Source organism: Serratia liquefaciens (assembly GCF_027594825.1).
GTDB classification, from domain to species: Bacteria; Pseudomonadota; Gammaproteobacteria; order Enterobacterales; family Enterobacteriaceae; genus Serratia; species Serratia liquefaciens_A.
Window position 1 is genome coordinate 1,623,781 of sequence record NZ_CP088930.1, and the last position, 20,765, is coordinate 1,644,545.

Sequence of the window (20,765 nt, forward strand, 5' to 3'; positions counted from 1 at the left end):
TTACTCCAGCGTAAAACTGCTGCCCGGCACGCCGTTAATCCACAGTTCTCGCGTCTCGCCAGTTGGCAAACTGCAGGTCAACGTCCGCCACGCCGGTTTGAACCGGCCTTCGGCAGTGATGTTCAGCATGATGCGTTGACTGTCGCTGAGCATCTCCCAGCGCAGCCACAGCGCGTCGCCCTGCTGCCAGCCATAACTTTCCCCGTCATCTTCGAATAGCAGTCCAGAAGCGCTGCCACAGCCTTTGAGCGGGTACAGCTTCAGCTCGCGCCGATCGTCTGCCGTTACGTCAACATGCGCCAATCGGGACGACAAAGGTATCGCGGCACCGGCACGTACCAGCAGCGGCAGGCGCTCCAGCGGTGCCTCAAGCAGCACCTCCTGGCCGCCGCTGAACCATTGCCCGCTGTAGAAGCAGTACCAGCCGTCGTCGTTATCCGGCAGATACACCGGCCGCTGACGCTGCCCCTGCTCCACCACGCTGGCCACCAGCAGATCGCGACCTATCATAAAATCATCGGTTTCGTTCAGCGTACGCTCATCATGCTCGTGGTCGAGGAAGGTCGGGCGCAGCATCGGCTCGTCGTCGACGCTGGCCTGCCACAGCAGGGTGTAGAAATACGGCATCAGCCGATAACGCAAAGCAATCGCCTCGCGCACTGCCGGCGTCACCGCAGGGTACATCCAGGGTTCGTTAACCGTGGCGTCGTCGTTCCAGGAGTGAATGGTGAAACGCGGATGCATCACGCCATTTTGTACCCAGCGCACCAGCAGTTCGGCGTCCGGCCTGTCGCCGGAGAAACCGCCCACGTCGTGCCCGAGGTTGTACAACCCGGACAGACTCATGCCCAGCCCCATGCGAATGTTGTAACGCAGAGTCTGCCAACTGGTACGGTTGTCGCCGCTCCAGGTCTGCACATAGCGCTGCATGCCGGCGCAGCCGGAACGCGAAATCAGGTACGGCCTCAGTTCGGGAGCAAAGCGCTGCTGAGCATCCATCGAGGCGCGCATCATCAACAGCGGCATCACCGGGCGAATATGCTTGATGGCGATCGGCCGGCCAAAACCGTGGCAGCGCGCTTCGCCGTCCCACACTTCGTATTCGTTATTGTCATTCCAGGTGGAATCGATGCCCATTTCCAGCAGTTGCTCAGTCACGCCCTGCTGCCACCAGCGTACCGTCGCCGGATGAGTGAAATCGAGGTGCGATCCTTCATCGTCCCAAAAGCTGGAGCGCTCCGGCCGTTCGCTTTCTGAATCGCGAATAAACAACCCTTGCTGCGCCGCCTGTTGATACTGCGGGTGATCCTGCAGCAAGCACGGCTTGATATTGGCCGCCAGCTTCAATCCGGCATCGTGGAAAGCCTGGCTCAACTGCTTGGGTTGCGGCACCTTGTCGTGGTTCCAGTTGAACACGTAGCGCTTGTTGCCGATTGAGGTGTAACCGGACGACAGTTGGAAAGAGTCGCAGGGAATGTCATGTTGGCGGCAAAGCTCAATGAACTGCTGTAGCTGCTGTTGGGCATCCGGTGCGTCGGTGTAATGCATGGTCGAGCCGCTGTAGCCCAGGCTCCATTTTGGCCCGAAGTGTGTCTTACCGGTCAGGCGCACAAACGCCTTGGTGACATCCAGCACCTTGGGCCCGAGGAACAGGTAATAATCCAGATCTCCCGCCTCGGCCTGATAGCGGCGATAGGCCAGGTGGTAATTGTCGATCTCGTTGCCCAGATCCAACCAGCAGCTGCTCAGGTTATCGTAAAACAGCCCAAAGCTGGCCTCTTCTCCACGGGTGATGGTGAAGGGAATGTGCTTGTACAGCGGGTCCGTGCTGGCGGCGTTGTAACCCATCGCATCCAGATTGCGCATTTCAAAACGGCGGCCGCTGCGTTCCAAATCACCGGCCTTCTCACCCAGGCCATAATAGCGTTCGGCAGCATGGCGACGTTGATAATGAGCCACGCCGTCACCGTGCGGATTAAGCAAATAGGCGCTGGTTGGCCGATCGGCTGCCAGCGGACGCCATTCGCCGGCGGCGTTGCAGTGCTCCCATTCCAGCCATAGCGGCTGATGTACGGTCACGCGCAACGCGGAGGTGGTCAGCACCAGCCGATCCTCATGCTGTTGCAGTTGGTAACCCGGCAGGCTGAAACCGTCGACGCTCAGCCGATCGCGCCCTTCCCAGGGCACATCGGCCTGTGGCGCAATGCTCCAGGTGCGGTCCAGCGCCAGCTCTCCGTTGCGCTTGATCAACACGCGACACAGGTGGTTTTCCAACACGTACAGGCAAAACAGATGGCGTTCGTCGACCAGCAGCTCAATACGATCGGCATACTGACCTGCCAACGTCCAGTTTTTCAAGGTTTTCATAGGCATCCAACTTAACTATTGAGTGTTTTTTTACCGCCGCGTTCGGCGATCAAAGCAATCAGGAACAGGGCACCAATCAGGTCGAAGAAGCCCATGGCGATAAACAGCGGGTTGAAACCGACGGTGTCGGAGACCGCGCCGATCAGCAATGTAAACAGGAAGCTGGCGATCCAGGCGCTGGATCCGCGCATGCCGTTGACGGTCGCCATTTGGTTTTTATCGAACGACTCCACCACCAGCGCGCTGAGCATGCAGGAGATCACCTGGTGCCCGAAGCCGCCGATCGAGATCAGTGCGATCGCCACGTAGGGATCTTTGGTGATCGCCACAAACGCCAGCGAGACCATCATGAAGGCGCCCGTCACCGAGCTGGCGACCACCGAGTTAACGCGGCTGCAGCCGAACCATTTGCGGTACAGGGTAGTGAGATAACCGCTGGCGACGCTGCCGATGTCCGCCGCCAAAAACGGCAGCCAGGCGAACATGGCGATGTGCTTTAAGTCCATGCCGCGCTCGGTGGCCAGGTACAGCGGCACCCAGAAACTGAACACCGCCCAGGCCGGTTCGGCGAGAAAGGCCGGAATGGCGATGCCATAGAACTTTTTGTTGCGGCACAAAATCGCCAGAGACTTGAGGAACGGCAATCGGGGCAGTTCCGGCTCATTGTCTTCGCGGATCAAATCCAGTTCCTGCTGGCTCAGATTGGGGTGCTGCTGCGGCGAGTGATAGAACAGCCACCACAGCACCACCCAGATCAACGCCAGCGCGCCGGAGAACAAAAAAGCGCCCTGCCAGCCAAAGGAAACGTGAGCAATCACGATAATCGGCGGAGCCAGCATGGCGCCAATAGAGAAACCGACGCCTGCCCAACCGGCGGCGATCGGACGTTCCTTTTTAGGGAACCAGTCGGAAATCGCCTTGGCGTTGGCCGGCGTGGCCGCCGCTTCCGCCCCGCCCATAAAGAAACGCAGGATAGCCAGCTGAACCCAGCTCCCCGCCCCGGCATGCAGCATGCAAACTACCGCCCAGATACTGGCGCAGATCAGAAAGCCCATCTTCAGGCCGATAACGTCGATCAGCCAGCCGCAGATCGGCTGAAATACCGTATAGGCCAACTGGAACGACGCCACCACCCAGGAATACTGCTCGGTAGTCATGTTGAGGCTGGTTTTCAGTTCAGGTGCCAGAATGCCCAGAGAATTGCGGGTAATGTAGTTAACCGTCACGCCCAGCAAAAACAGCGCCAGCATCCACCAGCGCAGCGATTTGAATTTGCGCCGGCCGCTGGCGGCGACCCTTTGATTAATTTCAACACTCATCTGTCTTCTCTCCACGACGGCTGCCCGGTGAAACAGCTCGCCTTTTGGTAGGGTACGTTTTGGTATCGAAGGTATGAGCCGTGGAAAACTGCGGTATGCCTGAAAAAGACCAACGCATCACGATCACAACCACATGATTTATTTTCGTTTTATTTATAATTCAGCCCATTAATTGGACTGATAAATCTATAAAGTTGGTATACCAATTCAGACTAACCAGCCGGAAGCGTGAGCGAAACGAGGTTTTTTGCAAAAATTCTCATGCACAGAATAAAAGCTCGCCATAATGGCGACAGAAGCCTGACAGTACGCTGAAAAAACACCGTGAAAATATTTTCATTAACGAATTTGAAGGAGATCACAGAATGAACGGAAAGCTGAAAATACAGGAAATTGCCCGGCAAACCGGGCTGTCGATCAGCACCGTTTCACGCGTATTAGCCGGCAAATCCAACACCAGCGTCGAAGCGCGCCAAAAAGTGCTGGCCTGCGCCCAACAGAACGGCATTCTGCAAGGCATTTCCAGCGGCAGGTTGATGCTCAACAACGTGATGGTCTTCGCTCCGCAGCGCGCTTTTGATGTACGCACCGATATCTTCTACTACAAGGTGATCCAGGGGATCTCCGCCGCACTGGCTGAACATGAAGTGCGGATCCGCTATTGTGGGCTGGAAGAACTGCACAGTGACGGCGCGTTGTTTCTGGAAAAAATGAGCGATCCGCAAACTCAGGCGGCGTTGATTATCGGCATCGATGACGAACACATTCATCAGTTGGCCGCCGACCTGAATAAACCCTGCGTACTGATTAACTGCACCGACCGCCAGATGCGGCTCGACAGCGTGTCACCCGATCACCAGCTGATTGGCGAGTTTTCCGCCAACTATCTGATGCAACAAGGGCACAGCCATATTTTGAATCTGCAATGCCTGCGCCGCCACACCATGGAACTGCGGCTGGCGGGCATTAAACAAGCCTATGCGCGGCACAATATCGCCTTTGACGACGGCCGCCATCTGGTGACCACTTCCGGCTTCGGCAGCGAAGAAGCGGAGCAGGCGCTTACCACCTTTATCAACCGGGTGAGCCACCGCTCGCAGCTGCCAACGGCCATTCTTGCCGGTGGCGACTACATGGCGGTCGGCGCGGTCAAGGCGCTGAACAAACTGCAGCTGAGCGTGCCGGGCGATATCTCGGTGATGAGTACCGACGGCTTCAATCTGGCGGAAATTCACGACGTGCCGCTCACCTCGGTACAGGTGCCGCGCGACGAGCTGGGTTATGAGGCGATCCAACTGCTGCAACGCCGCATGCTGCGCGCCGATGCACCGCCTTGTAACCTGCTACTGCACGGAAAACTGGCGGTGCGCGCGTCGGTCAAGCGCATCAGTCCCCATAAAACCAGCCCGGCGGTCAGTACCCATGACCACCGCCTTTACGATGTCTGAACTACACTTAGTGGCACCCCGTTCATTATTGAGGGTCATTTTTTGGTTCATCGCGTATTGGAGTGAACTCTTTAGTAAGGGAGCATTCATCACCGCACGTGTTGTTAGACCATTAGCCGGCTCCTGTGTCAATGTAGTACCGGTTCAGCGCTGCAGTGCTTGGCCCGTGTCGGGGCGCTACATTTCGGGATGCCCCCCTTTAGAACACCAAAAAGACCCCTAACGCGAGATTCACCAGGTGATCGGACCACTACGACTGCGTAATGAAGCTTCCGTGATGCTTTTAGCGGGGTTGGCTTAGTAGGACTGCAAAGAAGGATTGGGGGAATCTATCATTCCCCCACAGGCTGCGACAAGCTTGTGGCACCGTTTACTTCCGATGACTCTTTTTAGCTGTAGCTAGCATATGCATGCGCAAACACGTAAATCTACATGAACATCTTTTCACTCAAGTTTGGTGATCAACCCAAGTAATCGAAGATCATTTAGAATTTCGTTTTTGTCGTCTTCAGTTACATTCTTAAGCATTTCCGATAATTCATTTTTGGATAAAATTTTTAAAATAATATCCTTGTGGAATTTTTCTGTTATATCACTACATCTACCAGCCATAAAAATAAGAGTAACCAGCTCGAGCATGAGGCATTCTATTGGTTCAACAAACGATCCTTCTAATGATTCATATGCAAATGCCTGATCAGATGTATCACAGACCGAATGATTATCACCATTTTTCCGTAAGTTAAGAAAATTTCTACAATAAGCGTAGCTTGAATAGGCAAAGCTGCTCCTTATTTCATCATAACTCATCACATTCATTGTTATTTACCTCTTCCAGGAATCAAACGCACACCGTTATTGTCTAAAATGTCAACTTTCACCCTTGGGTACCTGCTCTCGAATTGTTTAACAACGCCCAAGCAACTGTCGCTGGCAGCTTTTTCGGTGAAAATGGTAACAGAGCCTTTTGCGGAATAGTTTTTACCTAACCTATCGGCTAAGTTATCCAATATTTTATATTCGGAGTCTATATTCCTTGTCACATGTTTACCATCATCAGTGAGTACAGTCTCATATTTGAAATTTTATTTTCCCGTCCCAACAAAGCCTTTGCCTTCAACTTCTATGAGGTTGTGACCTGTCAGTGTCTTTGGCATTCCAGATATATCAATACATGGCGGCCGGCGCGGTCAAGGCGCTGAACAAACTGCAGCTGAGCGTGCCGGGCGATATCTCGGTGATGAGTACCGACGGCTTCAATCTGGCGGAAATTCACGACGTGCCGCTCACCTCGGTGCAGGTGCCGCACGACGAGCTGGGTTATGAGGCGATCCAACTACTGCAACGCCGCATGCTGCGCACCGATGCACCGCCTTGTAACCTGCTGCTGCACGGCAAACTGGCGGTGCGCGCGTCGGTCAAACGCATCAGTCCCCATAAAACCAGCCCGGCGGCCAGTACCCATGACCACCGCCTCTACGATGTCTGAGCTACACTTAGTGGCATCCCGTTCATTATTGAGGATAATTTTTTGATTCATCGCGTATTGGCGTGAACTAATGGAAAACGGCAGTAAGAGCGTTTAGGTCTGTATTCGCCAAAACTCACCCTAAGCCACGTACAGAGTCTGCGAAGGAGGCGCGGTACCGCACTTCATCACGCAGTTAGCAGACGCTAGGCCTCAAGTGCGCAGCGGGGACGCCGGTAAGGCCACAAAAAGGCTTCATGGATAGAGTAAATTTCCCGTCGGTGCGCCAGCTCAACTGCCCGAAGATGACCATCACTCGGTGAAACATGTCGGCGTTTATGTGGAATACAAAAGCAATAAATATCCTCCGGCATAGCCGGAGGTTTTTCATATGCGCCTATAAGGCTCTCTTGCCAGCCGCGCCCTAACAGGCGCATTGCGATCTGACATTTGCATTTATGGGTTACTTACGGCCCGTAAACGGATACCCGGATACGGGATCGACAGTTGCTCACCCATTTTATCCTCTTCTAGTTGGTGCTTTATGTATTCTTGTATCTTGGCTGTATTTTTCCCAACCGTATCAACGTAATACCCTCGACACCAGAACTCCCGGTTACGGTATTTGAACTTCAAATCGCCAAACTGCTCATAAAGCATCAGGCTGCTCTTTCCCTTCAGGTACCCCATAAAACTCGACACACTCATTTTGGGCGGGATTTCCAGAAGCATATGGATGTGATCCACACAACATTCCGCTTCCAGAATATTCACGTTTTTCCATTCGCACAGCTTTCTTAAGATACTGCCTATCGCTTTACGCTTTTCCCCGTAGAACACCTTTCTTCGGTACTTCGGCGCAAAAACTATGTGATATTTACAGTTCCATCGCGTGTGCGCTAAGCTCTTTTCGTCCCTCATTGGGACCCCCTTTTGATTTCTTGTTGAACCTTTGCAGTTGCCAGACCGCAAACTGTTTTAACAAATCAAAAGGTTTTTTTATAACTGCCTCAAAGCTGAAAGCTTTACGGAACCTCCAGCCTAGCTGGAGGTTTTCTGTGCACAAGAAAAAACGGCTCCGAAGCCGTTTTCTTTGGTTAGTCTAAATCCTCAGGAAAATCTTGTCGAATAGACCCTTCTGCCTTCAAGATAGCCACAAAATTTCTATAATTTCCCTCATCTCTTTCTATCAGGCCATCAAGTAATTCATCGCCTATCAAGGAATGATGAAAAATGCCGTTGGAGAAAAAAACACATCTCCACGAGATTTCAGGGTCGATTACGGTAACATCTTCGCTTCTATACGCAATAAGTGCACCGTATCGAGGAGGTAAACCATAAAAATACTTATTGCTTCCTATTACATAGAACGCAAAGACTTCAATGATAGTGCCATCTCGCTCTTTTATTTTCATGAATTTTTATCTCCCTTTATTGACGGGCCTGGCTGCAAATCATTACGTTTTGGTGAATCAAATTTCATATCGTATGCCTTACCCGTATATTTATTATACTGGTAATGAATAACAATGTGTTTATCATCTGGTAGCTTATGTGCAGCTTGCATTTTTTGGAAGCCCGCTGTAGTAGAAAATTTGGGATCTTTATTTAGCTTCAACTCCATCCCTTTTTCAGGATTTTGCTTCACCAAATTCCACAATACCTGCTCATTCAGATCACGAGGAGCGGTTGCCTGGTGAGCCTTTGCCGTAGAAATCCCCTCAGCATTTTTTATTATCGCCTGCTGCTCCCGGGTTAGCCCTAACCCTGTTAGATCTTTTACCGTTGTTTTCTCTAACGCCTTGATGCTATTGGTAGTGATCTTAACGCCCAGCTTCCCTGCGCCGGCAGCCCCTGCAACCAGCCCTAGCCCAGCCATCGTCAGTTTACCAAACTCCAGACCGGCACCGTAAGCGCCATCCACGCCCGCGTGTTCATACTTCGTCTTGAACGCTTCAACCCGCCCCAGGTACTCCTGTTTCACGCCTTCACCGATAATCGTGAACCGGTCATCACTTTTTATCAGGGCTATTAACGCATCCGCGGCCTCACGCGGACTACTGGCCACGGCGACCAGACCATTCACCGTATCGTTGATTTCAACCGGGATTCCCGACACGACGCCGGCCGCAAAGGCACCGTCCTGGGTTTTACTGGTTATGCCCCAATTTGCCAGCACCAGCGCTTTATCCAGTGGCGATTTGGCGGCCGCCAAATCTTTTTCCATCAGCTCCTGTTGCTTGTGGCTGAGGTAGTTGTACCGGAACGCATTCTCACCGCCGGTGGCACCGCTGTAAGCACCATCAGACTTGCCGGTGAAGACTGCGCCGGCAGCAGCACCCAACACCCTTGCCATCTGCGCCTGCTGTTCCGATTTCTTCTGCCATTCCTCCGGCTTGATGATGTTATCGCCCAGTATTACCCCGGCCAGTTCCGCCGCCAATGCGCCGGCAGCGGCCCCTTTACCGTCTCCTCTGCCGATTTCCGCGCTGATGCCCGCCAACACCGCATGGCTGACGGATTTCCCCGCCACGCCGAGGACTTCGCCGTTATTCCCTATCAGGTTGGCGCCTTCAGCCTGAACCTGACCGCCGATATTCGCCAGCAGCGCGTTGGTCAGATTGTCTTTGAAACTGCCGCCATTGATGGTGGTGTTGAGGCTCGAGCTGATGACCGATTGCCCAGCCACACGCTGCGCCACCTTGCTCCAGTCGCCGTTGCTCAGCTGTGGCAGCTTGACGTTGTTCGGGTTGAGCGGTTTGCCCGCCGCGTCCTTGCTCCATCCCATCGCGCTGTCGAAGCCGTTGAGCGCGCCCCCCACTGCCATTGCCGTGGCCGTCGCCTTCACGCTCTCGCTGCTGCCCAGCACTTTCAGGGTTTTTGACAGATTGCCTCTGTTTTCGACCAGCGCCACCGCCGCCTGAGAGGCCAGCGATGACATGCCGGCCGTTACCGCGCCACTGGTGACGGCGCCGCCGCCGATAGCCCCGGCGACATTACTGGCAGCCAGAGCCGTTAGCGAACTGCCGGCCGTCACTGCGGCTGCCGCGATGGCAATCACTGCCGCCACCGCCGGGTTCAAATGCTGGCTCTTGTAGTCCCAGCTGTCGTAGGCGTCCTTGACGGTGTTCCACTGCACGTCATTACGCTTGTTCAGGTCTTTGACCCAGGTAGTCCCTGCCGTGTTGCCCAGGGCATCGATGGCGCTTTGCAGCACCTGGCCGTTTTTCACCTTCACGTCAGCGTTGACGCCTTTGGCGGCATCAACAGTCAACGCACCGCCGGTATGAATGCTCGGAAGCACCCATTTATTGTCTTCATAGCCCTTGTTGGCCTGCTTGATGAAGAACCCTTTGGAATTAGTGACGGTCTGTTCAAAGCTGGTGTTCTTCACCGCACGGAAGTTAACCTGTCCACGCGCGCTGGTCAGGTGCGCATTTTGCCCGGCGGCAATTTTACTCGCCTCATAGGTACTGTCGTCACGGCTCATCAGGGTGATATTGCCGGGGGCGGTAAACTCGGTGACCTTATTGGTCACGTCATGACGGGTTTGCTTGACCTCGGTTTTTTTGCCCCACCATTTGCGTTTGGTTTCCGTTTTCTCGTAGTGGCTGGACTCTTCCATCGCCTGGGCATAAAGGTAACCACCTTTGGCAGCGATATCCATATTACCGACACGCATGGCTTCAGCCTGGTTATGGGCATCGACCTGGGCTTTTTGTTTGACCTCTTCCGCATTTTGAGTTTGAGCCTGCTGACGAATAGCGACTAACTCTCGCTCTGCGTTTGCTTTTTCGCCTGAGGCAGAAGACAGCGCCTGCTGAGCGGCGGTTATCTCATTATTTTTGTTAATTATGCGTTGTCGCAGGTTTTCATACTCTTGTATCGTCTTCTTCTGTATAGCCAACGCGATTTCGTAACCATCACCGGATGTTTCCGCAGGATCTATACCCTGAGGAAATGGGTCAAATGCCTTACCACCTTCGTTAAGTAATCTATCCAAGTCTGAGCGATTCTTTATTTCAACATTTCCCATGTCAAGATCGTAAGTCCTTGAGCCAGGGATCGTCACAGAGCCACCGTGTTTATATGAGATAGGATGTTGATCTGGATTGTCTAGCAATAAACCTTCGGGGGTATTTTTAACGTTATTAAATACACTCTGCTTTTGATTAACGTTTTGCTCTGCATTTCTGGCTGCCTGCTCCATTGCTGCGATACGTGGCCCCCAGTCCGTCACCGCGACCGGCGGCTTCCAGTTGGCGCCCAACCCCTTGACCACCAGTTTGGTCGCCTGGAACAGTATGCTGCCGCCTGCAATCACCGTCATCAGGCCGCCGGCGTTCAGTTCTGTGCCCTGCTGGGTGCGCGTTTCGGTGAACTCGTTGCTGCCCTCGCGGTAGGTGTGGTTCTGCACCGCCTCAAAACGCATGTCCCTGCCAGAGGTCAGGGTCATATTGCCGTCAGACGAAAGGTGTGAGCCATAGGTCAGAATATCGCGATTGGCGGACAGGGTCAGTGTCTTGCCACCGTAAAGGCGCGTGACCCACTGGCGGTCGTCCTTGTTGTTGTCATTGGCCGCATCGATAGCAGAATAACCTACAGCTGCCAGCCACAGTGTCTGTCCCGCAATCAGCGTCGCATTGCTGCCTGCCCACACCTCACTGCCCTGCAGGCCGATATCGCGCCCCGAGTTAATCAGCAGGTTGCCGTTCGCCTTGATCTGGCTGCGTAATTCGGGTGTGCGGGTCGCGACAAACAGTGAACGGTAGGCATCACCCAGGGGGCGCATGTTAAGGTCGATATTCTGTGCGGCATTAAGGTTGATATCCCCCCCAGCCGTCATTTTGATGCCGTTCAGCGACAGGCCGCTGCCGCTGTTCATCGTTATCGACCCTGTCGCGTTCACGGTGCCCGCCTGGAGCAGGTTGTTGAAGTACTGCAACCGCTTCTCTGCCGACAGAATTTCGCCGGGACGGTTACGTACCAAAACAGCATCATTATTGATGATGCCGATGCTGCCAGGGGCGGTCATGCTGATATTGCGACTATGCGCCAGCAGTGTATTGACCAGGGTTATAGTGCTGCCCGCCGTCAGTGTCAGGTCGCGCGAGGCCTGCAGGCTACCCAGCCAGCGCACACCGTCCGGATGGTAGTAATTGGGTTTTTCGCTGGTGTGAACCTTTATTTCGCCGGTACGGGCAGTCAGCGTGACATCCAGCCCTTTCAATTCGCTCTGCCAGGCATCGATAGTATTCCCGGCGCTTAAACTCAGCTCTTTGCCGGCCGACAGAATACCCTGCCCCAGCACGATGCGGTCTTCGGCAATGGCGGTGATGTTGCCTGTCGCGTTTATGGCATCGGTATTGACGATATTGGCCGCGTGCAGCAGCACATTCTGCGCCCTGACAGTTTCCGGGCGGCCGGTTGTTTTGACGTCATTGAGCTGGTTTTCGTTGGGCGTTGGCGTGTTGATGTCTATCCTGTTTTTAAAATCTGCCACCAGGTTGCCGCCGGACTGCAGTAAAGACGAAGGATATCCTTCTGTCGTCCAACTTTTCTGTGTGCCTTTCCTAACGTAGAGGATGTATTCCGGCGTCGTTGTTTTTGCATCCTGCCATTTATGCCCCAGTACAACGTTCGGATTGGGGGTTTTCGGTTCGAACAAGGCGAAATCATTCAGGTTACCAATGGTCTCACTACGGACACTCAGATTATTGCCAGTTAAAATCAGATCGTTGGCCGCCTTTATTGTACTGACGTGGTTCCAAAGCTCCGACGCATTGATATAGGCGCTCTTACCTGAAATGATTTCAGCCGGTTTGCTGTCGCTCACCACGGTAAAAAGTGCGCGTTCACTGTTGACCCAGGGCGTTTTTTTGAAATCGATATGCCCCAGCCATGTGAAGCTTTTGTCTTCTAGCTCGGCCAGGTAGTCAAAGAATCGGTAGTCGAATTGGTCCTGATAAACACCGTCTGCCAGCCAGCGATCAATATCCTTGTTGTCTTTCGGTGCCTTGGTCGAGGAAATGGCGAACTGTTGGCGCACGTTATCGAGTTTGTTAGTACGAATGACCAGGTCGCCGCTGTTGGTTTTGATGGTGGCCGAGCGGTTCTCGATGTAGTTGGCCTTGTTGCCCTGCGCATCCTTCTGTATCCAGAGGTTTTTGTTGGCGTGAAGTTTGGCGTTGCTACCCGCGTTGCGCACGTGGTCGCTGAAAATACGCATGTCGCCGCTGGTGCTGGTTTGCCCATCGTTCACCAGTTTGGTGGCGACCAGCGTGGCGTTGCCGTCTGCCTGTACCACCGAGCCTGGCGTAATATGCAATTCCCGGGCGCTGACGTTGAGGTCGGTTTTGCTGTGGGTGGTGCCGTTAAGTGCAATCTTGCCGTTGACGCTGAGCGTGATGTCGCGTTGCTGGCTGGTGAGGTCTTTCAGGTTCACCCCGACACCGTCCTCGGTGGCCACCAGGCGAATTTTGTTGGCGTACATGCCACCCAGCGCCTTGGTATCGACCGCCAGTTGCGGTTTGGCCCCGTCGCCGGCAATAGGTTTTACCGTGCCGTCTTTAAAACTGATGCGGTTGGTCCCCTGAGTCAGCGACAGCTTTTTGGCGTTGATTTTGCCGTTGAGTTCAGTGGCACGGCTGAGGATGTCTACATAGTCGGCGCCGCTGCCGTCCAGACCTTTGCCGCCGATGGTAACGCCGCCTTTTTTGACCTCCAACGCCTCCAAGGCGCCCTGCTTGTCGAACTGCGGCTTGCCGGTGGTCAACGTCACGCCCGGGGCATTGATAAAACCACAGCCGTCGCAGGTGATGCCATTGGGGTTGGCAATCATCACGTTGGCCTTGTTGCCGAACACCTCGAGTTTACCCTGCAGCTCAGAGCGGCTACCGCCGGTGACTTCATTGATAATGAGCTCCGCCGCCTTCCCCTTCAGATTAGGGTTGCCTTTGGCATTCTCTATAATTACGCCTAGTTGGGTCTTGCCACCTTGGGTGGCATTGTTGAGCACAGCGCCTGGCGTGCCGACGTTGAAGTCCTTATAGACGTTGTGCGAAATTCCCGCACCGTTCGGCGTGGCAATATTTACCACCGGCACGTTGCCAGGTTTCATGTGTACCTGGGTGTTGCCGTTGACGGCGTTGATGCCAGCAGCGAAGGCCGGATGCAACGGCGTCAGCGCCGTGGTGTAAATCAGCAGGTAGCTGACGGCGCGCGCCAGCGGATGAAGAGGCTTGTCCATAGGAAGGTCCGTTCTCTTAATATAAAATTCGGTCGCGCACTGACGTCCGTGCCGTGTGTCGGTTACTGCAATAAATCGTTTACCTTACAGGGTGATACCGGCCTGCCAGTAAGCCACCCAACGGTCCGGTTGCAGGCTGTTCGGGTGTGCCAACGGTTTGCCGACGGTGAACGCCTGGTTGAACCACCTGTTGTTGATCGCCAGCCCCAGAGCGGCACCGGCCACGCTGCCGCCGTCCACCTGGTGCGTCTCGCTGCGCAGCCAGCCACCGTCCAGCGCGGCGGTCAACGATACGTCGCCGATAACCGGCACGGGCCCGAGTTGCCAGTTGAGTTCGTTGCGCCAGTAGGCGCCGCGGTTGCCAGTGAGGTATTGCTCCTTGAAGCCGCGCACCGAATACTGCCCGCCAAGAGAAATGCGCTCACCGCTGTACAGGTTGTCGGCGCTGGTCTGTCCGTAAGCGGAAGTCAGGTAATAGAGCGACGGCGCCAGCGGATAAAAGTAGCTGGCGCTGAGGCTGAGTTTGCGAAATTCGCTGCGCGCGGCGTAAGGAACTGCTGGGTCGTCCTGGGTTGCACCCAACCCACGCAGGCCGTGCGACACAGCCGGGTTCAACGTCAGGTAACCGCCGCCCAGGGTGCGGCTGTAGTTGAGACCGGTGGACAAGCTCGCCACCGTCACGCTGCTGTTAGTCAGGCGCTGCCCGGCCAGCTTGTTCTCGGTGCGCCGGCGCGATACTCCGATGTCCAGCGCCAGCTTCTGTCGACCATCACGCAACAGGGTGCGGTTGACGCCCAAGCGCTGGATCACCGCGTTACCCTGATAGCGATAGCGTGCAGCCTGTATCGGAATGTGCTGGTAGAAGTCATTCCAGGCCGCCTGGTAGCTGAACAGCCAGTAACCGTAAGGCAACGTGACGCCGCCACTCAGACTGCGGCTGCGGCGGTCGTGGTGAAATTCATCATCCCGTGAGGCTGACAGGGACCACTGTTCGGCCAGGCGCAACGGGTTATCCAGTACCACGCCGGCATTCATTTGCCCGGTACCGGTACTTTTCTGACCGCCGTTGTCGGCGCCGAAGGATAAGGAAATCGGCAGGCGTGTTGCCGTGCGACGCAGTACCACCGAGGAATAGCCCGGCCGCCTGCCGGGCTGGATATCGATGGCAACCTGCTGCGAGGGTAGCCGGTTGAGCTGCTCCATGCCCTGCTCGATATCGCGCAGGTTAAGCACGTGGCCGACCATACCGGGGAACGCCATTTTCAGTGCCAGCGTTTCCTGTCCGTCCAGACTGATATCTTCAACGCGCCCCTCACTGACGGCGACGGTCAGTTCACCACCGGTGATATCCTGTTCCGGCAGCCAGGCCTGCGACGTGACATAGCCTCGCGTGATATAGGCGTTGGTGGTCTCCCGCACCAGATTATTAATGCGCAATAGCGTCAGGCAGCGGCTCTGATAGGAAGACGCCAGTTTATCTTTCACCGACCAGGACAGATGTTCGGCGCCGTGAAAGACGATGCGGTTGACTTGATGGCAGGTTTTATCTTCTGTGTCCGGCGCGGGCAGAGGGAGAGTCGGCAGGTCGGTGGTATTTTGCAGGTCGTCACGCTGCTGCTGCGCCTGCTCCAACAAATCCTTCTGTCGGCGCTCGATAATATCCTGGTCGGCAGGGTTAAGGGTCGATGCCGCCTGGGCCAGACCAGACAGCCCAAGCAAGGTAACCAATAACCAACATTCCTTGTTGATATGCAAATGAGACTCACTAGCATTAACTTGTATTGGTTGCGAAGTGTAAATATTTGTCAGTAAAAGTCTAGTAGTTTATTTTCGATCGATAATGAGGGGGTCAAGAGGCCGTAACGCGACTGCCTGATTTGGCCCCCCAAACTTCTCACAGCGCGGTTCCTATCAATCAGCCACCGACTCGGCTTTATGTGCTTGCTAAGCTAATCGACAACGTAGGCCTGTAGACTGATTTAGGGGTCAAAGAGGATAACGGCGGCGTACATCTTAACTCCGGCATTCCCAACCGCGCCTTCTATCTGGCGGCCGCCGCACTGGGTAGCTTTGCCTGGGAGAGCGCCCCGCAAGCGTTGATCAACCTGTGGAAAACCGGTCAGGTCGATGAGTGAACCGTTCTAAAGTTAGGGAAGCTACTGCGAGTTAATCGGGGCGAATCTATTCGCCCTCCGCCCAAGGCGCGTAGCTGAACAACACGCGCTTTTTGGATATCAGCCCATGGCCGTTTTGGCACAGATAATCCACCGCACCGCAGGCCTTCAATTCTTGCAGCGGCTGCCGGCACTCCGGACATTCGGCCAACTGCCGATAATCGCTGTGACAGGCTTCGCAATGATAGTGCCCCTTCACCCACTGCATTGCCTGGTGACATTGCGGACATAGCGCTTCCATAGACTCTCCCGAGTTAAATTACGCCCCATGAGCGTAAGAAATAGATCCCCAGCGCGGTGGTGAAAAACGACCCGACGGTGGTGATGGCGATAATGTTCGCCGCCAGCGTGGCATTGCCGCCCATGGCTCGCGTCATCACATAGCTGCCGGAGGCGGTTGGCGTGGCCGAGAACAGGAAGATAATTCCCAATGCCGCGCCCTGGAAACCGCATAGCCAGCCGCCCAACGTCATCAAGATCGGCACCAGAAACAGTTTGGCGCTGGAGGACAGCGCCGCCACGTTGGACGAGCGGAACATGGCGCGCAAATCCAGACTGGCGCCGGTGCACAGCAGCGCCAGTGGCAACGACAACCCTGAGATATAGCTGCCGGTTTGCCGGATAACCTGTGGGATTTCCAGCCCGGTCTGGGCAAACAGCAACCCACACACCAGGCCGATAATCAGCGGGTTAGTAACGATACTGCGTAATAGCGACAACCGGCTGATCTTCTTGCCCTCTCCGCCCTGCAGGCTGCGGGTCAGAGTCACCACCGACAGTACGTTAAACAGGATCACCGTGACCGTCAGGTATAACGACCCCAGCGCAACCCCTTCGCTGCCATAAGCGGTCATGGCATAGGCCAGGCCGACAATGGCGGTATTGGCACGAAAGCCTCCCTGCACAAAGACGCCGCGCTCACGCGGTTCCTTCACCAGCCAGACGGCGGCTATTTCGAGTAACAAGAAAGTGGCGACGGTGCCGACCGCGCCGTAAATCACCAGCGACAGGTTGCCCAACAGCTGCGGATGATTGGTGGCAATGCTGAAGAACAGCAGGCAGGGCAGCGCCAGATTGAACACCAACCGCGTGGCACCATCAATAAAACGGTCGTCCATCATCCGCCAGTGGCGTAGCAGCACGCCCAGCAGCATCATTAACAGATTGGGTACGGTGACGCTGAACGCAAAACTCCAGGTTTCCCAGGACATGGTGTTCCTTCAGGCTGACGGCGGTAATCTTCAGATAATAAAACGATTTCGGCGCAATAAAAAAGGGGCGCGGTATGATTACCGCGCCCCTCGTACTGATTATTTGCTTTTCTTCAGGTGGCTCATCAGGCGTTTACGTTTACGCATCTGGTTCGGCGTCAGCAGGTTACGCTTGCCGGCGAACGGGTTTTCACCCTCTTTGAACTGAATGCGAATTGGCGTACCCATCACCTTCAGAGAACGACGGAAGTAGTTCATCAGGTAGCGTTTGTACGAGTCGGCCAGATCGGTTACCTGGTTGCCGTGGATCACCACAATCGGCGGGTTGTACCCACCGGCGTGCGCATATTTCAGCTTCACGCGGCGGCCACGCACCAACGGTGGCTGGTGGTCATCGGCAGCCATCTGCATGATTTTGGTCAGCATCGAGGTGTTCACGCGACGGGTCGCACACTCGTAAGCTTCCTGTACCGACTCGAACAGGTTACCCACGCCGCTGCCGTGCAGAGCGGAGATGAAGTGCACACGGGCGAAATCGACAAAGCCCAGGCGCAGATCGAGCATCTCTTTGACGTGTTCGCGATCTTCTTCGCTCATGCCGTCCCACTTGTTGACCGCAATCACCAGTGAGCGCCCACTATTGAGGATGAAGCCGAGCAGCGAGAGATCCTGATCGGAAATGCCTTCGCGCGCATCAACGACCAACAGCACGACGTTTGCGTCTTCGATCGCCTGCAGGGTTTTGATTACCGAGAATTTCTCTACGGTTTCAGTTACCTTGCCGCGTTTACGCACCCCGGCGGTGTCGATCAGCACGTATTCGCGCTCGTCGCGGACCATCGGGATATAAATGCTGTCACGGGTGGTGCCCGGCATGTCGTACACCACCACACGCTCCTCGCCGAGGATACGGTTAGTCAGTGTGGACTTACCAACGTTAGGACGGCCAACGATCGCCAGCTTGATCGGCAAATCTTGTGGGTTGAAGTCGTCTTCCGGCTCTTCCTCGTCTTCTGGCAGTTCACCCTCTTGCTCGGCCCAATAAGCGGCATTAGCCTCTTCTTCGGTCAGCTCGACTTCTTCCGGTTTTTCACCGACAAACGGCACCAGCACGTGTTCGATCAGCTGCGCCACGCCACGACCGTGGGAAGCGGCAATCGCATGCACGTCACCCAGCCCCAGCGAGTAGAAATCGGCGGTGGCCATGTCTGGATCCATGCCGTCGGTTTTATTGGCTACCAGGAAGGTGGCTTTCTGGCGGTTGCGCAGATGCTGGGCGATGCCCTGATCGGCAGGCATCAGACCGGCGCGGGCATCGACCATAAACAGCACGATGTCTGCTTCTTCGATCGCCAACAGCGACTGGCCAGCCATGCGGGTTTCAACGCCGTCTTCGGTACCGTCAATACCGCCGGTATCGACGATGATGAATTCATTGCCCTCAACTTCTGCACGACCATACTTGCGGTCTCGCGTTAGCCCGGGGAAATCCGCCACCAGCGCATCACGCGTATGTGTTAAACGGTTAAACAAGGTGGATTTACCCACATTCGGGCGCCCAACTAGCGCGACGACAGGTATCATTGTGAAGCCTCATTACTTAATAATCAATGCGTTACTGCACTATGGATAGACACCAGAAGTGCAGCTTATAAAAATACGAAACGGCCCCTGAACATTCAGGAGCCGTTGGCAATCCGTGCGACGATCGGCGTTAGCGGGTGAAAGCGTAAACTTTTCCGCCCTTCGCCTGGATGACCAGCTTATCGCTGGCTACCATCGGCGCAGACAGGAAGCCGGAGCTATCCACTTCCTGCTGAGCGACAAAACGGCCATCCGTGGTGTTAATCCAGTGCAGGTAACCTTCAGAATCGCCGGTCACCAGGAAACCATTATACATTACTGGCGCAGTCAGGTTGCGGTGCAGCAGCTCGCTCTGCGTCCATACGGTGACGCCACCTTCAGTACTCAGCGCTACCACGCGATCGTTCTGATCGACCAGGTAAATGCGGCCTGCATCAACGATAAAGTCGTTTACCGAGCCCAGTTCACGCTTCCACAAGATCTGGCCGGAACGCAGATCCAGAGCCGACAGGTTGCCATTGTAACCTAATGCGTAGACAACGCCTTCAACAATCACCGGCGTAGTGTCAACATCGTTCAGACGATCGATTTCGGTCGCGCCGCTAGGCTGGGAAATACGCTGCTGCCAGATCAGTTGACCTTGCTGCATCAGCACGGCGCTGACGCGGCCGTTATCACCGCCGACAATGGCTGCGCCAAAGGCAACGGCCGGAGCGGACTCACCGCGCAACGACAGCGAAGGCATATCCAGGTTAACCGTCCACTTCACTGCGCCGTCAGATTCGTTCAGCGCCTGCAACTGGCCGTTAGTGGTATGGATCAGTACCATGCCGTCGCTGATCACCGGACGCGAAATCGCTTCACCGGCCACCTTGGTCTGCCAGGCTACCTTGCCGTCAGCGGTGTTCAGGGCGTAAACGACGGCTTTCTCGCTGCCGACATACACCTTATCGCCCGCAACGGCCATACCGCCCGACAGCAGCGCCGGCAGGTTGCTGGAGAAGAAGCCGGTCTTCTCGGAGAGATCAACCTTCCACTTTTCGTTACCGCTGTCGGCATCCATCGCTTTCACGAGGCCGTGGCGATCGGCAGCATAAATGGTGTTGTCCTGGAAAGCAGGACGCAGGTGAGAATAGAACTCACCGACGCCGTCGCCGACCGAGGTACTCCACGCCTTGCTTGGCGTGAACTGATTTTCAACTTTCGGCAGCGGCGACATGGTAACCACGTCTTCTTCACTGTTGAACAGTGAGCAACCACTCAGCAAGGCAACGGAAACCAGTCCGACCAAGAGTGTTTTACGCAATTGCATGGGAATTCCCCTTAGCTGGACAAGTTATTCAATTTCATGCGCAGCAGAACCTGCAGCGCCTGAGAAGCGTTAGACTCAATGCCTTTGCTGTACGCCTCGCGCGCACCTTTGGTGTCGCCTTTGGCCAACAGCACGTCGCCGCGCGTATCCTGCGCCATCGCCGCCCAGCCTTCGCCTTTCACGCCATCCAGCGTTTTCAGCGCTTCATCCAGCTTTTTCTCCTGCAGCTGCACACGGGCCAGACGCAGGTTAATCATCGAAAGCAGGTTTTCATCTTTGGTCTGGCCCTGAGCCAGCACCAGCTGTTGGTCCGCTTTGGCAAAGTCGTTCTGCTCAACAAAATGCTTCGCCAGTTCCAGCGAGGCCAGCACGCCATAACTGTTGCTGTTGGCCTGGGCGAATTTCTCCGCGGCGGCCACGTCGTCCGGTTTACCGACCGCCAGACGATCGCTGGCTTCCTGATAAGACTGGGACGCAATCATCATGTTGGAGTTCTCGTGACTCTGCCAGTAACGCCAGCCGACCAGGGCACCAATTCCGAGCACCACGCCCACTGCCAGCGCTTTGCCGTTTTCGGCAAAGAACCGACGCACGGCGTCGACTTGTTCGTTTTCAGTGGTATAGACTTCCACG

The 20,765-nt window shown here is 55.2% G+C and carries 13 protein-coding genes and 3 pseudogenes; 3 read left to right on the forward strand and 13 right to left on the reverse strand.

Features of this window, described 5'->3' with window-relative positions; all coding sequences use genetic code 11:
* On the reverse strand, window positions 1-2,367 hold the full coding sequence (locus tag LQ945_RS07390; protein ID WP_270102611.1) for a glycoside hydrolase family 31 protein: 2,367 nt from the start codon (window positions 2,365-2,367) through the stop codon (window positions 1-3).
* Between the two features lie 11 nt (window positions 2,368-2,378).
* Window positions 2,379-3,686 carry an MFS transporter gene (locus LQ945_RS07395; protein WP_044554586.1) on the reverse strand — a complete coding sequence of 436 codons (1,308 nt, stop codon included), beginning with the start codon at window positions 3,684-3,686 and terminating at the stop codon, window positions 2,379-2,381.
* A 365-nt stretch (window positions 3,687-4,051) separates the two neighbouring features.
* Between LQ945_RS07395 and LQ945_RS07400 the strand changes: the two genes are divergently transcribed.
* On the forward strand, window positions 4,052-5,134 hold the full coding sequence (locus LQ945_RS07400; protein WP_020828142.1) for a LacI family DNA-binding transcriptional regulator: 1,083 nt from the start codon (window positions 4,052-4,054) through the stop codon (window positions 5,132-5,134).
* 444 nt (window positions 5,135-5,578) lie between these two features.
* On the opposite strand, the gene imm2 is transcribed toward LQ945_RS07400, so the two are convergent.
* Window positions 5,579-5,953, reverse strand: a complete 375-nt coding sequence (imm2, locus tag LQ945_RS07405) for an Imm2 family immunity protein (protein ID WP_270102612.1) — start codon at window positions 5,951-5,953, stop codon at window positions 5,579-5,581.
* A 2-nt stretch (window positions 5,954-5,955) separates the two neighbouring features.
* Entirely contained in the window at window positions 5,956-6,177 is a 222-nt protein-coding gene (locus tag LQ945_RS24895; protein WP_420136178.1) for a deaminase domain-containing protein, read from the reverse strand.
* A gap of 128 nt (window positions 6,178-6,305) precedes the next feature.
* On the opposite strand from LQ945_RS24895, the pseudogene LQ945_RS07410 reads away from it, so the two are divergent.
* Window positions 6,306-6,623 (forward strand): annotated as a pseudogene (locus LQ945_RS07410) (substrate-binding domain-containing protein); the annotation flags it as partial.
* Between the two features lie 442 nt (window positions 6,624-7,065).
* On the opposite strand, the pseudogene tnpA reads toward LQ945_RS07410, so the two are convergent.
* The 4 genes and pseudogenes from tnpA to LQ945_RS07430 form a co-directional block, all read right to left on the reverse strand.
* Window positions 7,066-7,523 (reverse strand): annotated as a pseudogene (gene tnpA / locus LQ945_RS07415) (IS200/IS605 family transposase).
* A 176-nt stretch (window positions 7,524-7,699) separates the two neighbouring features.
* Window positions 7,700-8,017: a hypothetical protein gene (locus LQ945_RS07420; protein WP_270102613.1), complete on the reverse strand. Its 318-nt coding sequence runs from the start codon at window positions 8,015-8,017 to the stop codon at window positions 7,700-7,702.
* Complete coding sequence (locus LQ945_RS07425; RefSeq protein ID WP_270102614.1) at window positions 8,014-13,851, reverse strand: DUF637 domain-containing protein; 5,838 nt, start codon at window positions 13,849-13,851, stop codon at window positions 8,014-8,016. The genes LQ945_RS07420 and LQ945_RS07425 overlap by 4 nt, the downstream gene beginning before the upstream one ends.
* An 84-nt stretch (window positions 13,852-13,935) precedes the next feature.
* Window positions 13,936-15,579 (reverse strand): ShlB/FhaC/HecB family hemolysin secretion/activation protein, encoded by a 1,644-nt coding sequence (locus tag LQ945_RS07430; RefSeq protein WP_270102615.1) that lies wholly within the window; start codon window positions 15,577-15,579, stop codon window positions 13,936-13,938.
* A 260-nt stretch (window positions 15,580-15,839) separates the two neighbouring features.
* Here LQ945_RS07430 and LQ945_RS07435 point away from each other — a divergent pair.
* Window positions 15,840-15,938: pseudogene (locus LQ945_RS07435) on the forward strand (M4 family metallopeptidase); the annotation flags it as partial.
* A 94-nt stretch (window positions 15,939-16,032) separates the two neighbouring features.
* On the opposite strand, the gene LQ945_RS07440 reads toward LQ945_RS07435, so the two are convergent.
* The 5 genes from LQ945_RS07440 to LQ945_RS07460 all read right to left on the reverse strand — a co-directional run bounded on the left by LQ945_RS07440 (window position 16,033) and on the right by LQ945_RS07460 (window position 20,764).
* On the reverse strand, window positions 16,033-16,266 hold the full coding sequence (locus tag LQ945_RS07440; protein WP_270102616.1) for a zinc ribbon domain-containing protein: 234 nt from the start codon (window positions 16,264-16,266) through the stop codon (window positions 16,033-16,035).
* Window positions 16,267-16,279: 13 nt separating this feature from the next.
* Window positions 16,280-17,236 (reverse strand): AEC family transporter, encoded by a 957-nt coding sequence (locus LQ945_RS07445; protein ID WP_020828147.1) that lies wholly within the window; start codon window positions 17,234-17,236, stop codon window positions 16,280-16,282.
* A gap of 99 nt (window positions 17,237-17,335) precedes the next feature.
* A complete protein-coding gene (gene der, locus LQ945_RS07450; protein ID WP_262241872.1) occupies window positions 17,336-18,820 on the reverse strand; it encodes a ribosome biogenesis GTPase Der in 1,485 nt (494 codons plus the stop codon).
* 130 nt (window positions 18,821-18,950) lie between these two features.
* Entirely contained in the window at window positions 18,951-20,132 is a 1,182-nt protein-coding gene (gene bamB, locus LQ945_RS07455) for an outer membrane protein assembly factor BamB (RefSeq protein ID WP_270102617.1), read from the reverse strand.
* An 11-nt stretch (window positions 20,133-20,143) separates the two neighbouring features.
* Window positions 20,144-20,764, reverse strand: coding sequence for a YfgM family protein (locus tag LQ945_RS07460; RefSeq protein WP_046372904.1), 621 nt, complete (start codon window positions 20,762-20,764; stop codon window positions 20,144-20,146).
* Window position 20,765 lies beyond the last annotated feature (1 nt).

Bases quoted from the DNA above. Each gene is read 5' to 3' on its own strand.
- LQ945_RS07425 (WP_270102614.1), bottom strand. From the start codon at position 13,851: ATGGACAAGCCTCTTCATCCGCTGGCGCGCGCCGTCAGCTACCTGCTG.
- LQ945_RS07395 (WP_044554586.1), bottom strand. From the start codon at position 3,686: ATGAGTGTTGAAATTAATCAAAGGGTCGCCGCCAGCGGCCGGCGCAAA.
- LQ945_RS07390 (WP_270102611.1), bottom strand. From the start codon at position 2,367: ATGAAAACCTTGAAAAACTGGACGTTGGCAGGTCAGTATGCCGATCGT.
- LQ945_RS07400 (WP_020828142.1), top strand. From the start codon at position 4,052: ATGAACGGAAAGCTGAAAATACAGGAAATTGCCCGGCAAACCGGGCTG.
- der (WP_262241872.1), bottom strand. From the start codon at position 18,820: ATGATACCTGTCGTCGCGCTAGTTGGGCGCCCGAATGTGGGTAAATCC.
- bamB (WP_270102617.1), bottom strand. From the start codon at position 20,132: ATGCAATTGCGTAAAACACTCTTGGTCGGACTGGTTTCCGTTGCCTTG.
- imm2 (WP_270102612.1), bottom strand. From the start codon at position 5,953: ATGAATGTGATGAGTTATGATGAAATAAGGAGCAGCTTTGCCTATTCA.
- LQ945_RS07445 (WP_020828147.1), bottom strand. From the start codon at position 17,236: ATGTCCTGGGAAACCTGGAGTTTTGCGTTCAGCGTCACCGTACCCAAT.
- LQ945_RS07420 (WP_270102613.1), bottom strand. From the start codon at position 8,017: ATGAAAATAAAAGAGCGAGATGGCACTATCATTGAAGTCTTTGCGTTC.
- LQ945_RS07440 (WP_270102616.1), bottom strand. From the start codon at position 16,266: ATGGAAGCGCTATGTCCGCAATGTCACCAGGCAATGCAGTGGGTGAAG.